The sequence below is a fragment of the Methylobacter sp. S3L5C genome (assembly GCF_022788635.1).
GTDB lineage: Bacteria > Pseudomonadota > Gammaproteobacteria > Methylococcales > Methylomonadaceae > Methylobacter_C.
On sequence record NZ_CP076024.1, the window covers coordinates 2,948,091 to 2,963,083 of the forward strand.

Annotated in this window: 15 protein-coding genes; 8 read left to right on the plus strand and 7 right to left on the minus strand. The window is 42.0% G+C overall.

Going from position 1 to position 14,993, the window contains the following annotated elements; translation table 11 throughout:
- The first annotated feature begins 261 nt into the window (after positions 1-261).
- Positions 262-723, plus strand: coding sequence for a DUF721 domain-containing protein (locus KKZ03_RS13180; protein WP_243217291.1), 462 nt, complete (start codon positions 262-264; stop codon positions 721-723).
- A gap of 18 nt (positions 724-741) precedes the next feature.
- Here KKZ03_RS13180 and lpxC read toward each other — a convergent pair whose 3' ends face one another.
- Positions 742-1,665: a UDP-3-O-acyl-N-acetylglucosamine deacetylase gene (gene lpxC / locus KKZ03_RS13185; RefSeq protein ID WP_243217292.1), complete on the minus strand. Its 924-nt coding sequence runs from the start codon at positions 1,663-1,665 to the stop codon at positions 742-744.
- A 242-nt stretch (positions 1,666-1,907) separates the two neighbouring features.
- Here lpxC and zapE point away from each other — a divergent pair, with 242 nt between their 5' ends.
- The 5 genes from zapE to KKZ03_RS13210 all read left to right on the plus strand — a co-directional run bounded on the left by zapE (position 1,908) and on the right by KKZ03_RS13210 (position 7,512).
- The gene (gene zapE / locus KKZ03_RS13190; protein WP_243217293.1) at positions 1,908-3,065 is read left to right on the plus strand and encodes a cell division protein ZapE; all 1,158 of its coding nucleotides are present in this window, start codon (positions 1,908-1,910) and stop codon (positions 3,063-3,065) included.
- A 135-nt stretch (positions 3,066-3,200) separates the two neighbouring features.
- Positions 3,201-3,752, plus strand: a complete 552-nt coding sequence (locus KKZ03_RS13195; protein WP_243217294.1) for a thioredoxin family protein — start codon at positions 3,201-3,203, stop codon at positions 3,750-3,752.
- A gap of 33 nt (positions 3,753-3,785) precedes the next feature.
- Positions 3,786-4,961: a phosphoglycerate kinase gene (locus tag KKZ03_RS13200; protein ID WP_243217295.1), complete on the plus strand. Its 1,176-nt coding sequence runs from the start codon at positions 3,786-3,788 to the stop codon at positions 4,959-4,961.
- Positions 4,962-5,085: 124 nt separating this feature from the next.
- Entirely contained in the window at positions 5,086-5,325 is a 240-nt protein-coding gene (rpoZ, locus tag KKZ03_RS13205; RefSeq protein WP_243217296.1) for a DNA-directed RNA polymerase subunit omega, read from the plus strand.
- Between the two features lie 12 nt (positions 5,326-5,337).
- Complete coding sequence (locus KKZ03_RS13210) at positions 5,338-7,512, plus strand: bifunctional (p)ppGpp synthetase/guanosine-3',5'-bis(diphosphate) 3'-pyrophosphohydrolase (RefSeq protein WP_243217297.1); 2,175 nt, start codon at positions 5,338-5,340, stop codon at positions 7,510-7,512.
- 117 nt (positions 7,513-7,629) lie between these two features.
- Here the strand turns inward: KKZ03_RS13210 and KKZ03_RS13215 are convergent, their stop codons facing one another.
- From KKZ03_RS13215 to acpA, 3 genes are all read right to left on the minus strand, one after another.
- Positions 7,630-8,316, minus strand: coding sequence for a copper oxidase (locus KKZ03_RS13215; protein WP_243217298.1), 687 nt, complete (start codon positions 8,314-8,316; stop codon positions 7,630-7,632).
- Complete coding sequence (locus KKZ03_RS13220) at positions 8,313-9,980, minus strand: multicopper oxidase domain-containing protein (RefSeq protein WP_243217299.1); 1,668 nt, start codon at positions 9,978-9,980, stop codon at positions 8,313-8,315. Before KKZ03_RS13220 ends, KKZ03_RS13215 begins: the two co-directional genes overlap by 4 nt.
- 228 nt (positions 9,981-10,208) lie before the next feature.
- Positions 10,209-11,789, minus strand: coding sequence for an acid phosphatase (gene acpA / locus KKZ03_RS13225; RefSeq protein ID WP_243217300.1), 1,581 nt, complete (start codon positions 11,787-11,789; stop codon positions 10,209-10,211).
- 119 nt (positions 11,790-11,908) lie between these two features.
- On the opposite strand from acpA, the gene KKZ03_RS13230 reads away from it, so the two are divergent.
- Together KKZ03_RS13230 and glgC are read left to right on the plus strand one after the other, a co-directional pair.
- Positions 11,909-12,172, plus strand: coding sequence for a hypothetical protein (locus KKZ03_RS13230; protein WP_243217301.1), 264 nt, complete (start codon positions 11,909-11,911; stop codon positions 12,170-12,172).
- A gap of 349 nt (positions 12,173-12,521) precedes the next feature.
- Complete coding sequence (gene glgC, locus KKZ03_RS13235; RefSeq protein WP_243217302.1) at positions 12,522-13,754, plus strand: glucose-1-phosphate adenylyltransferase; 1,233 nt, start codon at positions 12,522-12,524, stop codon at positions 13,752-13,754.
- A gap of 50 nt (positions 13,755-13,804) precedes the next feature.
- Here glgC and KKZ03_RS13240 read toward each other — a convergent pair whose 3' ends face one another.
- The 3 genes from KKZ03_RS13240 to KKZ03_RS13250 form a co-directional block, all read right to left on the minus strand.
- On the minus strand, positions 13,805-13,984 hold the full coding sequence (locus KKZ03_RS13240; RefSeq protein WP_243217303.1) for a hypothetical protein: 180 nt from the start codon (positions 13,982-13,984) through the stop codon (positions 13,805-13,807).
- Entirely contained in the window at positions 13,971-14,141 is a 171-nt protein-coding gene (locus tag KKZ03_RS13245; protein ID WP_243217304.1) for a helix-turn-helix domain-containing protein, read from the minus strand. The genes KKZ03_RS13240 and KKZ03_RS13245 overlap by 14 nt, the downstream gene beginning before the upstream one ends.
- 212 nt (positions 14,142-14,353) lie before the next feature.
- On the minus strand, positions 14,354-14,971 hold the full coding sequence (locus tag KKZ03_RS13250; protein ID WP_243217305.1) for a heme-binding protein: 618 nt from the start codon (positions 14,969-14,971) through the stop codon (positions 14,354-14,356).
- Between the last annotated feature and the right edge of the window lie 22 nt (positions 14,972-14,993).

Sequence of the window (14,993 nt, forward strand, 5' to 3'; positions counted from 1 at the left end):
ATGTTTGGTTTCTTTGGGCTTTAAAATAAAATAAAATCGAATCGAATAAAATACAGCGGAATTAATGTACTGTTAATCTTGCGGGATGTTCGCTCACCAATATCTTTGCAAAGTTAATTTATAGGACATTAATAATTAATTCCAACAAAAACCAATCGCTCCAGTGAGTGAGCAGTCCAGTGAGTGAGCAGTCCAGTAACCGACCATAAAGTACAATAAGCATTTTTTTGTACTCCTTTATAACTTTTTTCACGCGCTGTTATGCCCCAAAAACCATCTCCATTTAAAAGGTCTTTATCATTCCAAAATCGGACGATAGCTTTTTTTTATACGCAAATTGAGCAACAACAACGAATTTTGCAACGCATACGGACGGTTTTGCCTGAAGTATTGGCAAAACAGGTTCGGCATAGTCTTATAAGGGACAAAAAATTGCTGATTTATACGGATTCTGCCGCATGGGCATCACAGTTACGATTTTATAAAAGCGTAATTCTTGCTTCTACTGCAACATTAACCAGAGCGCCCGCTGAAATATTGCAAATCAAAATTATTTCCGGTCAAACAGGGCTTTTTTTAGGGACTGAACGGAAGGCAAAAATACCCTCTATAGATAAAATAGAGGTTATCCGAAACCATGGCCTGACAGTTTCGGATAATCAACTCAGATCTGCACTGCTAAGACTAAGTACAACACTGGAAAGGCTATCCAGTAAGGTTTAACTGGTTTTCTACGCTTTATCAGGAATCCAATCGGGGAGATTCTGCGGAACGCATAAAAGAAATTGGCGCTTCATCTTCATCAGAAAAAGTAACCATTTCCCAGGCATCTTTGTTATCCAATAAGGTACGAAGTAATTTATTATTTAAGCCGTGACCTGATTTATAGCCGGTAAATTCACCAATCAAGCTGTGTCCCAACAAATATAAGTCGCCAATCGCGTCAAGAATTTTATGCTTTACAAATTCATCAGCGTAGCGGAGTCCATCTTCGTTGAGGATTTTATTATCATCAACAACTATAGCATTATCAAGACTTCCACCCAGAGCAAGATTGTTTTCTCTTAGCATATCGATATCTTTCATGAAGCCAAAGGTTCTTGCTCGACTCACTTCTTTAACAAAAGTAGTTGAAGAAAAATCCATCGTGGCTGTTTTCACATGTTCTTCAAAAGCCGGATGCTCAAAGTCAATCGTAAAAGTTACTTTAAAGCCTTCGAATGGATTAAATTCAGCCCATTTATCGTCATCTTCAACCCTGATGCTTTGCTTGATTCGAATATATTGTTTTGGGGAGTCCTGCTCCTCAACTCCGGCTGCTTGAAGCAAAAATACAAAGGGCCCTGCGCTACCGTCCATGATCGGTATTTCTGCCGCATCGACATCAATAATAGCGTTGTCTATTCCTAATCCCGCAAAAGCCGAGAGTAAATGCTCTATTGTTGAAATCTTTACCTCACCGACAACCAACGTCGTTGATAGTACAGTTTCACCAACGTTTTTTGGTGTTGCCTGAATAGTCACTGGTTCGGCCAAATCCACTCTGCGAAATCTGATCCCCGTATTGGGTTCAGCAGGCCGTAAAGTTAAATTTACTTTATCGCCTGTATGTAATCCTACGCCTGTAGCTCTTATGGTATTTTTTAAAGTTCGCTGTTTAATCATAAAATAAATAACGCCGAATGGATTGGCAAAAAATTGCTAATTCTACCACAATTTGATTCCAAAAAAGATATTGAATCTACTTTCATTTTAATTAGGGCAAGGTGGCAATATTTTTTTGTCAAAAAAGACCTAATCTGAGTATTGATAGTTAAGCTTTACTCATTAAATGCCCGGACATTTGGATTAGCTAAACCCGTTATAATTAATGCTAATATAAGCAATGTTTTTTAGTCACTGCCGATATGTTAAAGAAAATCTTTCAACGAAAAATTCCTCAGCAATTTCCTGATTTAACAGGATTACTTGAAAAGCAATATTACGATCAGGTAGCCCAACAACATATACAGTTTGATAACGCGCAATTTTTAGCCTTACAACACTTACAGATTCTTCTTGATCATCTCTTGGATACTGTCAATTATGGCCAAAAATCAGCTACGTATAAGTTATTTTCCGTGCCGCCAGAAAAATGCCAAAGTTTGTATCTATACGGCGACGTTGGTCGCGGCAAATCAATGTTGATGACGTTATTTTATGAAACTTGCCCTATTGAGCAAAAAAAACGCATACACTTCACTATGTTTATGTTGGACGTTCATGCTTTTATTCACAAATGGCGACAGCATAATAATACCGATGCGGTTTCTGCTTTGGCAAAAAAAACCAGATCATCGGCTCTGCTGCTTTGTGTGGATGAGTTTCATGTTACTGATATAGCGGATGCCATGATTTTGAAAAGATTGTTCACTCAGCTTTTTAAGTTGGGGGTATTAGTGGTTATAACGTCTAACCGTCATCCGGATGATTTATATCAGGGTGGCTTGCAAAGAGAACAATTCTTGGGCTTCACCAAGTTGTTGCAAGAAGAATCCAAAATTATTGAACTAGTTACCAAAGAAGATTATCGTCTCATGCATTTATGTTCACTTAAAACGACTTATTATTTTCCTTTGGATACACAGTCGGGCAGCTTTGTGCAGCGAACTTATAACGAATTGACGCATTGTTCAGCACTCAAAACCGGTATTTTGTCCTTGTTGGGAAGGCAGCTTATGTTATCCTCCGTACACGAAGATATTGCTCTTGGTACTTTTGATGAGCTCTGTGTGCAACCTTTGGGTTCGGCTGACTATAAGCTGATTGCTCATAAATTCAGTACGTTGATTATCTCTGAAATTCCCAAGCTATCAGCAGAAAGGCATAATCAGGCCAAACGTTTTATGACATTAATAGATGCGCTTTATGAGTATAAAGTAAAGGTGGTATGTACCGCTGAAGTCCCACCTCAAGAGCTTTATGCCGAAGGTGAAGGAGCATTTGAATTTAGACGTACAGTATCAAGATTAATTGAAATGCAATCAGAGGCTTATTTGCAGAGCAAGCATATTAATGACTTATAAACAGGCTTTATTTACCATGAAGATAGCAGTTGTTTTTGTGCGTATCCTTCGGTAATTATGAATTTTCAAGGTTTTCTGTTTGGTTACCTTCCGCTAACAAGCAGTTGTCTGGCAAGATATTTATGAGGTGTAATAATGGTATTATTAACAACGCCAATTTGTGATTTTGGTAAAAAATCGGTTGATTTTAGCTTGCCGGGTGTTGATGGTCGCATCTGGTCGCTAGAACAATGCCGGGGGAAAAATGGTTTATTGATACTGTTTATTTGTAATCATTGCCCTTATGTTAAAGCGGTGCAAGAACGGATTGTTAGAGATACTCTCGAACTTAAAAAGTTTGGTATTGGATCGGTTGCCATTATGTCGAATGATCCTTCTGAATACCCGGAAGATTCGTTCAATAATATGAAGTTGCTTGCTTCCCGACTTGATTTTGGTTTTCCTTATTTATTAGACGAAACCCAGCAGGTTGCCAAGCAGTACGATGCTATCTGCACACCAGACTTTTTTGGGTATAATAGCCGTCTTGAATTACAGTGTAGAGGCCGACTTGATGCCAGCAGAAAGGAAACCGCTCCTGCTGATACCCGTCGCGACCTTTTTGAAGCCATGAAGCTGGTTGCTGAAACTGGCAAAGGCCCGCAACAACAGATTTCCGGCATGGGTTGTTCCATCAAATGGAAATAGACACATTAAACACACAAACTGAGAGAGTAAAATATGTCAATTCAAAACATGGTTGATCTGGATTTATCAGGAAAGCGGGTATTAATTCGTCAGGATCTTAATGTCCCTGTAAAAAATGGCGAAGTCACCAGCGATATTCGCATTCAGGCCAGTGTTCCAACCATTGAAAAAGCATTGTCTGCGGGCGCTGCCGTGATGTTGTTATCACATCTTGGTCGCCCTGTTGAAGGTCAGTATGACGAAGCATCTTCTTTAAAACCTGTTGCTGAACGCTTGTCAAAATTGTTGGGCAAGCCTGTCAGATTAGAACAGGACTGGCTGGAGGGTATTGTTATTGCACCGGGCGAAGTTGTACTGTGTGAAAACGTGCGCTTTAATGTGGGTGAAGAAAAAAATAGTGACGAGTTAGGCAGGAAAATGGCTACCCTTTGTGACGTTTTTGTGATGGATGCTTTTGGTACTGCTCACAGGGCACAAGCTTCAACCCACAGTGTCGCCAAATTTGCACCGATTGTTTGTGCAGGGCCTTTATTGGCCAGCGAACTGGAAGCCTTGGGTAAGGCATTGGAAACACCTGCCAAGCCATTGGTAGCGATAGTTGGTGGCTCTAAAGTATCAACCAAATTAACGGTATTAAAATCATTATCTGAAAAAGTCGATCAGTTAATTGTTGGTGGCGGCATTGCCAATACTTTTATAGCTGCTGCCGGTTTTGAAGTTGGTAAATCGCTATATGAAGCTGATTTATTGGAAGAGGCAAAACAATTAATCGCTGCTGCAAAAAAAGCAGGCTCTGCCATCCCTATTCCTGTTGATGTGGTTTGTGCCAAAGAATTCTCTGAAACTGCAATCGCCACAATAAAGAAGGTTGAAGATGTTGAAGCCGATGATTTAATTCTGGATATAGGGCCTGATACAGCAAAACAGTATGCCGAATTGATAAAATCTGCCGGTACTATTGTTTGGAATGGCCCGGTCGGCGTATTTGAAATTGAACAGTTTAGCCATGGCACCCAAGCACTGGCAACGGCTATCGCTGAAAGCAGTGCTTTTTCAATTGCCGGTGGTGGTGATACCTTGGCGGCTATTGATAAATACGGCATCAATGATCATGTCTCATATACATCTACAGGTGGCGGTGCTTTTCTTGAGTTTCTTGAGGGTAAAGAGCTACCGGCTGTTGCCATCTTAAAAACACGCAGCCAGTAATAAAACAGGGTATCAAGATTATAAAATCTTGTACCTTGACCCTGTATCCTGTAACTTGTACTGTGGAATCACCTTCAGCCTGATTAGTCGGGCTGATTATTTTTTACTTATTTTAGGTTTAATAATGGCCAGAGTTACTATCGAAGATTGTTTGGAAAATGTAGAAAACCGTTTTAAACTGGTTTTATTGGCTAGCACAAGAGCGCGTCAGTTAAGCCATGGTGCGACCGAGTTCCTTCCTCGTGATAAAGATAAAGATACCGTTCTTGCCTTGCGCGAAATCGCTGCAGGTCACGTCACCACCGAGAATATCAATCTGCTTCATCGTGTTGGTGAAACTCACGACCATAACCCCATTTTCTAATTATCTGCATTAATGTCGAAAATAGCTGACACTATTGGATCAGCACTGCTTCAGGACGAACTGATTCAGCGTTTATGTACCACGTTGTCCAGCTATTTAGATCAAACACAAATTGATGATTGTGTCCGTGCTTATGAATTTAGCGCGGACGCACATTCAGGTCAATTTCGTAAAAGTGGCGAAGCTTATATTTGCCATCCGGTTTCCGTTGCTATCACGCTTGCCGAGATGCGCATGGATGCCAGCGGCATTATGGCGGCTATTCTGCATGATGTCATTGAAGATACCCCAATCAGCAAAAAAGAACTGGCTAGTCAGTTTAGTGAAGAAGTTGCCGAACTGGTTGATGGCGTTACCAAATTAACAAAAATTGACGGTAAGTCGCAAACTCGGGCTGAAGCGCAAGCTGAAAATGTTCGTAAAATGTTTCTGGCGATGGGTAAGGACTTGCGAGTAATTTTGGTCAAGCTGGCAGATCGATTGCATAACATGCAAACGCTAGGTGTCATGCCCGCAGAAAAAAAACGCCGCATTGCACGAGAAACTCTGGATATTTACGCCCCGATTGCCAATCGTCTGGGGATGAATAAAATCCGACACAAACTTGAAGCGCTCAGCTTTGAAGCTATGTACCCACGGCGTTATGTTATTTTAACCAATGCCATAAAAAAAGCCCGTGGTAATCGCAGTAAAATCGTCTCTACCATTGAAAGTACGATAAAAAATCGTCTGGAACAAGCCGGTCTCGATTGTGAAGTTTCAGGACGGGAAAAAAATATTTACAGCATTTATCAAAAAATGCTCCAGAAAAAAGTGTCTTTGGCATCAATTTTTGATCTGTATGCTTTTAGAATTTTTTGTGTTGATGTGGATGCCTGTTACCGCTCATTAGGTGTTATCCATAACTTGTATAAACCGATTCCAGGTCGATTTAAAGATTATATCGCCCTGCCCAAAGCCAATGGTTATCAATCTTTACATACCATTGTTATTGGTCCTTATGGCGTTCCTATCGAGATACAGATCAGAACTCATGATATGCATCGCATGGCGGAATCGGGTATTGCCGCGCACTGGCTCTATAAATCTGATGATGATAAATCTGAAAAATTTCAGACACGAGCCAATGAATGGCTAAGAGATTTATTGGAGATTCAGAAGACTGTCGGTGATTCGCTCGAATTTATTGATAATTTAAAAGTTGATCTGTTTCCACAGGAAGTTTTTGTATTTACTCCGAAAGGAGGGATTATTAAAATACCCAGAGGCGCAACAATCATCGATTTTGCTTACGCCGTACATACCGATATCGGTAATGCCTGCGTATCTGCCAGAATAGATAAACAACTGGTGCCGCTGCAAACCAAGCTGGAAAATGGCATGACCGTAGAAATTATCACGGCGACCTGGGCAAGACCTAATGCGCTGTGGCTTAATTATGTGACTACGGTAAAAGCGCGTTCCAGTATCCGTAACCATCTGAAAAATTTTAAACAGCAAGAAGCGATTAGTTTAGGTAGGCGATTACTGGAAAAAGAATTGCAAACCATGCACCTGAATCTGGAAAATATTGATGAGATTCGGATACAAGCATTGCTTAACGTCATGGCTATACCCTCCATGAACGAGTTAATGGAAGATATTGGCTTGGGCAACAAAATGCCTTTTCTTATTGCAAAACAGTTAACTCAGGATGATATTAACGCCAACATTAAACTGGATGATACCGGCAAAATTCAGCAAACCCCCCTTATTATAAAAGGTACGGAAGGCATGGTGATCACTATGGCAAAATGCTGTAGACCCATTCCTGGTGATTCAATCATTGGTTATTTTAATCCGGGAAAAGGCATTGTGGTGCATCATCATGAATGCCGCAATCGCTCTATTGTCAGAAAAAAGCACACTAACTGGTTGGATGTTGAGTGGTTTAATGAGGTAGTAGGAGATTTTCCTACTGAACTTCGTATTGAAATTCTTAACCAGCGCGGAACGTTGGCGACTATTGCTTCAACTATTTCCGAAGAAGGGTCGAATATTGAAAATGTCACCGTTGTCGATCAGGATGATCGCGTTTGCGTTGATTTAATTACCCTGACAGTTAAAGACCGCGTACATTTAGCCAAAATTATGCGCCGCTTGAAAGAATTATCTATCGTTTTAAAGATTACCCGGGTTAAGGGTTAGTCAATTAAGGTCTGAAAAAAGGCCGAAGACAAGCTATAGCGCCTAGTACCGGTCCTGTGTCTATCCTCAGTGTAACCATAATGAATCCCCCTGAAGTAATTGAAGTCAGCTTAATCTTTACTGTTTATTTTTGACAGGTAGACGTGCTTTTTTAAGCATGTTTTTTATACGTTGTGCGTTAATGATGATAAAAAAAGGTATCGCACCGCCTATTAATGCACTCAGCAGCAATACCGCCACCGTTAACCGAGTCCAGTTAACAGGGTAAACATCGGCTCTGACGGGTTTGCTGATGCCGGGAATACTGGGTAAATCACCATCCCCTCCATCAACTTTTAATTGCGCTTTCATGCCTTTTTCCATGTGTTGCGGTAATTCGCAATGAACCAGATAGGTTTTTTTCTGGCTGGGCATAATCAGGGATGCCTGCAACTGACCTGCGCCGTAAAGTTCTAAATGGAACATGCCTTCAGGGTATATATAACCGGGTAAACCATGAATCATCAGTTGGTGACGTATCTGGTCATCGTTGATAAAGGTAATGTTTATTTTGGCGCAGGGTTTGACATCCCACTCTTGCTGGTCAAAAGCAAACATTTTTCCGGTAAATTTCAACGCATGTTTTTGACCGGCATGAATCGTTATATCGACATTTTCAGAAATTTTGGTGCAGTCACGCGGAAGGTTGTCACTATTGGCATTCATAATCATGCCCTTTTCATCCATCAACATGCCACCATGGTTCATTGCAGCAACCGACTGCATAACGCCCAGCATGATTAAACCCAGCATTAATGCTTTCATTGATTTTGTTTCCGTTTATAAATCAGCACACTAAACACCAGCAGGCCGATGATTAAACCCACAATCAGGCCAAAAATAATAATCTGCAAATAATTCGGTGCGAGTAGACCTGCATCTCCCAGTAACGGAGCAAAATCACCAACACCCCATATCGCCATTTTTTTAGCATAGTAGTCTTTATTAAATACCTGATCGAATAATTCATTGTGCATGGTTGGCATCCCTTGCTCGTCAAGATAAGGCTTGTAAGCCAGTATTGCCATATTACCACCCGGTTCCATACCATCCGTCGTAGTACCCGTTGGCACATGGTCATGAAACATCCAGAGACCGGGGCCATAACTGTGTAAACCATCGTTTTGGGTTTGCAGGTGTAAATCAGTTCGTTGCGCCGGAGCAATATCAAAAACATCACGCGTTATTTGCATCCCAACCGGTTGGTCAACACCATCCAATGCCGTAATGGTGGCTTTATGGCCGTGGATATGCAGTGCCACTGAAGAGCGCTGTAAGTTGGCAACATGCAATTTAATATTTTCATTTTCAGAAGCAATAATCATCCCGTCACGTAGTGTATAAGGGAAAGAATGGCCATTGAGCATGAAGTAGTTTTCAAACGATTCTGTCATGTTATAGTCACGGCCCATGCGTTGCGCAATTAATCTGGGATCATTGGCCGTCTGGATGATTTTTGCCAGTTTTTTATCGACGGATTGATAATGCAAATCATATTCCTGACTGTAAGATTTTTTTACGGCAACCGAAGGGTGGCGTACTTGTCCGGCACCGATATTGAAGGTTTGCAGCCAGTTATCAGGCTGATTTTCTTCGACAATAAACATCCCGCTCAAGCCCATCATAAAATGCTGCGCCGTTTGCACATGGCAATGATAGAGCATGGTGCCGGCATGTCTGGGCTGGATTTCATAGGTATGGCTTTTCCCGGGAAAAACCGCATGTTCTTCCATGCCATCATTATCCTCACCTTTTGCCGTTAGCCAGGGATGATCGACACCATGCAGATGAATGGTGTGGGGTAAATAATGGGTATTTTCCAGGGTGATATAAACCTTGTCACCTTGTTCAACGCGAATAACCGGGGAGGGCGCTCGCAACAAGGGATTAGCGACTACCGAGTTAAAATTTTTAAGCGCCATACCACGAGATTTAGGTGCATAAACCCAAAGCCCCGGCTGAATTCCAGGGGCAATGTTAAAGGTATTAATTAAAAATTCGCCATCAGGGCTTGCGCCATTAAGCTCGACAACTTCCAGCTTAATGTGAATAACATCAGGATCGCCATCATTATCCAGATCGTCGGTCATGGTTAGCGCGTCCTGAGCCAGATTGGTCTGCATCAGTGTTGCCATGGATACATTATTAGTGCCTTTAACCGACGCAGCCACATCATAAGGATTGTCAGGTTCACAAGCCGGTGACTCATCAATGTTTACACCCTCAATTACTTGCGCGGGACGCCATTCCGGATGCTCATTAGAGCAAGGCTTTTCAATACTGTTATTGTCTGAGCGACTATAAACAGTTTCAGGGGGGGCAACACCCGCTTGCTGTTGTAATCCGGGCACCACAAAAACAGCGATGGTAATTAATACAGGGACAAGAAACAGCAGCAGTATTAATAAAATTAGGTGTTTTTTGATCATATACCGATAAGATAATTTTAAAATTATCGCTATTGTAAAGGTCGGATTGATTTAAGCCTAGGCACGTTTTTAAAGCGCTATAACGGGAGCGCTTTAACGGGGTAAGTTTTTACGTTATAGCCATTATTTAACTGCCCAAGGTAGCTAACTGGTTAGCTTTCCAGTTAGCTCACAGAGGCGTTAATTTTACAATCTTGTTATGTAAATCCCCCTTGGAGGAATTTATAGTCAGTTTCGTATATCGACTTCAAGAGTATTCGTTAAATCGCCAGCGTTATCCCTTACACCCGGCAGAGGTTCAAGCCCAAAGCGGCGAGTAATAAATTTGATGATGGAGGTGGTATCGTAGAGTGTATTGTCGATGCTGTGTTTTTTAGCGAATGGTGAAATGATGATGGCAGGAATTCTTGATCCCGGGCCCCAGCGATCACCTTTTGGCGGTGATACGTGATCCCAAAATCCGCCATTTTCATCGTACGTAACGATGATGAACATGTTCGGCCATTGCGGACTGGCTTGTAGTTGTTTGACAAGCTCGGCGATATGCGCATCACCTGACATTACGTCGGTATAGCCAGGATGCTGATTCAAGCTACCCTGAGGTTTGTAGAAAGTCACGGCTGGCAGCGTACCTTTAGCAATATCTGTTTGTAAATCGGTATAATCTTTGAGATGTGCGATGCGTTGTTCGCGACCGTTCGCTGTCGTTGGATCAAAGCGGCTAAAGTAATTGAAGGGCTGATGATGAGCTTGAAAGTTAGCGGCACCTGCGCCGGTTTTATAAATAACGCTACGCGCTTTGTCAGGGCTTTGCATTCCGTCGGTTACCGCTGCATCCCATGCTCCAGCATACCAGGCCCAATTAATTTGCCTTGCCGACAAAGTATCTCCAAGCGTTTTTTCAGTTTGAGGGTCAAGGACAACTACCCCGTTTTTAATACCTGAATCGGCCAACAGCCGATTACCGGTCTTTGCTGGTGGAGTGCCACTGGGCTGAAAGGGTGGTTGAGCCATATTAACAGCATAGTTGCGTTGGTTGGTGTTATCGGCGGGCGTAAAGTTAAAATCACCCAAATAGTGAGGTGCCATCTGCAAAGCACTGGAGGGTTTAAATGCCAACATACCGGTTTTATCGTCAAGTATCGATACTTGGTCAGTCGATACATTTGCCATCGAAGGTGTACAGGCACAGACCAGCCAAAAATGATTAAGAAAGGATCCCCCAAAAGCACCCATAAAAAAATTGTCAGCCAGCGTGTATTCCTTAGCAAGCTGCCAAAGCGCCATGCTTGAGCCGTCATAATAACCCATCGTCAAGCCACCGGCATTGGAAAACGCCGCAAATTGGTTATTACTGCCAACATTAATTTGCATTTGGTTATGATAAAATTTATGCACTAAATCCGGTGAAACGTTTTTTATACCATTACTTGAAGGCGCGTCGCCAGGAGCGGCATCAATTTGAAACGGTTTATTGGGCAAGTCGGCAATAAACGACCAGTTTGGATTGTTTTTGTTCCAAATAGGTGGCAATGAAGGTAGTACGGTTTTGCCATCACGATCCAGTTGCAAATAAGTTTCGGGGTGCTCCAAGGCATTGTGGATGCCATTGGCACCTGGAAATAATCCGTAAAGGTTATCAAAACTGCGGTTTTCGGCATAGATCACCACAATCGTATTGATCTTGTTTAGTGTCGATTCAGCGATAGTTGAGTCTGAATTGATCTGGCCATTACTGGTGCAACCAGTGATTATTAGCACATAACTTATCAATAATACGATAGTGATGTGGTGAAGTTTGACGGCCATACTAAATTCCTGTGTCGACTAAAAAAAAATCTGCTCAACCACGTATTATCCATGTTTCATGAACGAAGCCAGCATCTGTTAGGTAGTGATGGGGTTACTGGCATTGATTAAGCATTCGGATGAATCTTATCTTTCTCGCAATTCGCTGGTTTAGTTTTTATAAAGAATGGTTTTTAGAAAGCACTGGTTTAGTGCGTGCTGGCCCTTTAACTCACTATTTTGGTACGCTTATATTGAGCCTCCAGAACGACTATTATTGGGTGATTATTGTCAGGGCACGTCAGTGGCGGGCTAATAACAATCAAAAAATACAGTCCATTATTGGTATAAATAGTGCATGTTTTTTATTATCAGGAATCAATGTCTTGCGCTACCTGGTTTAGATACTTAAGGAGAAAATTATGATGGCTATAATACTTTCTTTTTTGTTGCTGCTGTATATATGTGTTTAATAAAATCACATTTTAAGGACAATGACCATAAATAGTACTAAATTCGGCCTCCAGGAGGCTATCCGACTACTGGTGAAGATCAATATTCAACCTAAACAGGACGAGGTATGTAGCCTCGTCCTACTTCAAAAATACCAATAATGACTTGTTCAGAATTAACGAACGGTTACATAAAAGTTGAATTATTGGCTGATGGTCCGTTCATTACTATCGAAATATGCATTATTTCAGATCATACTGGTCATCAAAAATCTTATTGTTTGAATTGACGAGGTGCTGAATGCTCGATAAAACCCTGACGATTATACTGGCTGGCGGTGTCGGTTCGCGATTACATCCATTGACTGCCGACCGAGCCAAGCCAGCCGTTCCCTTCGGTGGCAATTACCGGATAATCGACTTTACACTGTCGAACTGCCTGCACTCTGGCTTAAGACGTATATTGGTGCTCACTCAATACAAGTCGCATTCATTACAAAAGCATCTACGTGATGGCTGGTCTATCTTTAATCCTGAAATCTCTGAATACATTACACCTGTGCCGCCACAGATGCGAACCGGAGAGTCTTGGTACTCAGGCACAGCCGATGCCATCCGCCAGAATCTGTACTTACTTCAACGTAGTAACGCCAACTATATAGTCATCTTATCTGGAGACCATATTTATCGAATGGATTACGCTGCCATGCTCCAGTTTCATCGTGATCAGGGAGCGGGATTAACGATTGCCTGCATGCCTGTGCCGCTCCACAGTGCCAGCTCTTTTGGTATTATGTCGGTAGATGATACACAGCGAATTCGGGCATTTAATGAGAAACCAAAACAACCCAAGCCCTTGCCGAATGACCCGCATCATGCACTGGCATCAATGGGTATCTATATTTTCAATATGGATTTACTTAGCCGCGAATTACAAACTGACTCGGGTCTCAGCGCATCAAGTCATGATTTCGGTAAGGACATTATCCCGCGACTCATTGAGACACATTGTGTCTGCGCTTACCGGTTTGGCGGAGAAACCGGGCGCGTAACGCAGGATAAATACTGGCGTGATGTCGGTACAATTGATTCATATTACACCGCGAATATGGATTTACTTGCGTTGGTTCCTCCACTGAACCTCTATCAACCGGACTGGCCTATTCGCACCTACCAAGGACAAAATCCTCCTGCACGCATGGCCCCAGGACCTCTCGGGAAAGAAGGGCAACTGGTCAATTCTCAGCTCGGTAGCGGAACCGTTGTTTATGGTGGTACAGTCAGGCACTCAATCCTGTTCTCGCAAGTCCAGGTCGATGAAAATGCCGTTGTCGAAGATTCCATTTTGTTTGATGGGGTACATGTTGGAGTCGGTGCACATTTGAAACGTTGTATCATTGACAAAAATGTGTGGATTCCACCCGGTGAGCGGATTGGGTTTAACCATGTTGTCGATGCAACCCGTTTTGCTGTTTCGGAATCGGGTATTACTGTAATTCCCAAGGATTATCATTTTCTGGCTAATACTGGATAACATCAGTAATTAATATTCCCATCCACCGGAAACCGTAAGACATGATCCTGTCATAGCTTCCGGGCTGTCAAAAAAATCAACCATTTGACGGTTTTTCCTATTTCATCAGGATATATCGGGCGGCCGTAGGGGATTTGATTCGCCATATCTTGCCGCTCTTCAATGGAAATATTGCCTTCCTCGACCAGACCTGGACAGATTGCGTTGACTCTTGCTTTAAATGGCGCCAAAGCGGTAGCCTCGCTGATCTTTGTTTCGACTAAGTTCGCGTGAAAGGCTACTTTGGTTTCGCCCCAGGGATTTAGCGATTTGATTCTGAGGTATTCCCTTTTTTAATTCGATTTCTATATAATGTTTCTCTTCAGGACGTAGGTGTTTATAGCTCATTTGTAGCCTTTGTAGATCGTTTGGTAGCTGTTTACATTACGCCTATGTCTTGATTCAATTCAATTATGGTGTATTGCTAACAGTTACTTGCAGAAGTTATGCACTTATTATACGAATTCAGGTTTTATTAATTAAATCCACTTTTAAAATATCTTTATTCGCCAAGAAAGGCAATACTGTTGCTTTGTTATTGCCGGTTAACGTATTCATAATTACTCGATATCAATATGTACTTCATTATGACGAAGAAACGGCAACGTCCAAGGTGGGTCATAAGCGGCAGAACGAGAGGGAGAAATAATTTTGTAATCGTGATTGGTTAACCAGGTTGTTAATTCATCCGACTTTAATTTAATGTCTTGTCCAGATAATTCTCCCGAATAGCGAATAACAGCAACTTTTTTTTCGGGTATGGCCTTAATCGATACCTTGCCATCTCCGGGTACCGGTGCTGTTGTTAACGTATAGCCTTGGGGAAGTACAAAAGCCATAAGCCAAATTTCGTCCGACTTTTGTTGAAGGACAGGTGCTGTCATGGCTATTTTTTCAGCTTGTTGTTCCTGAATAACCGGTGCTGTCATGCTTAATTTTTGCTGTTTTTGGTTGTTGCCAAAAATATATCCGGCAAGGCGTTTAAATCCCTTATTACTACTGTTTTTATAATCGCCAATAATTTCAGTTTGAGCTATAAGCAGGGCGGGGTAGTGTCTTATTTGGATGTGTCCGTAATCATTAAGTACTTGGTAATTTGGCTGATCTGCAGATCGTATTCCAAACAGACTACAGCCGGTGAGAAAAAGGGTAGTTATAACAGTGATCAGTTTCTGCATGGGATGTCCTTGGGACGGTTGT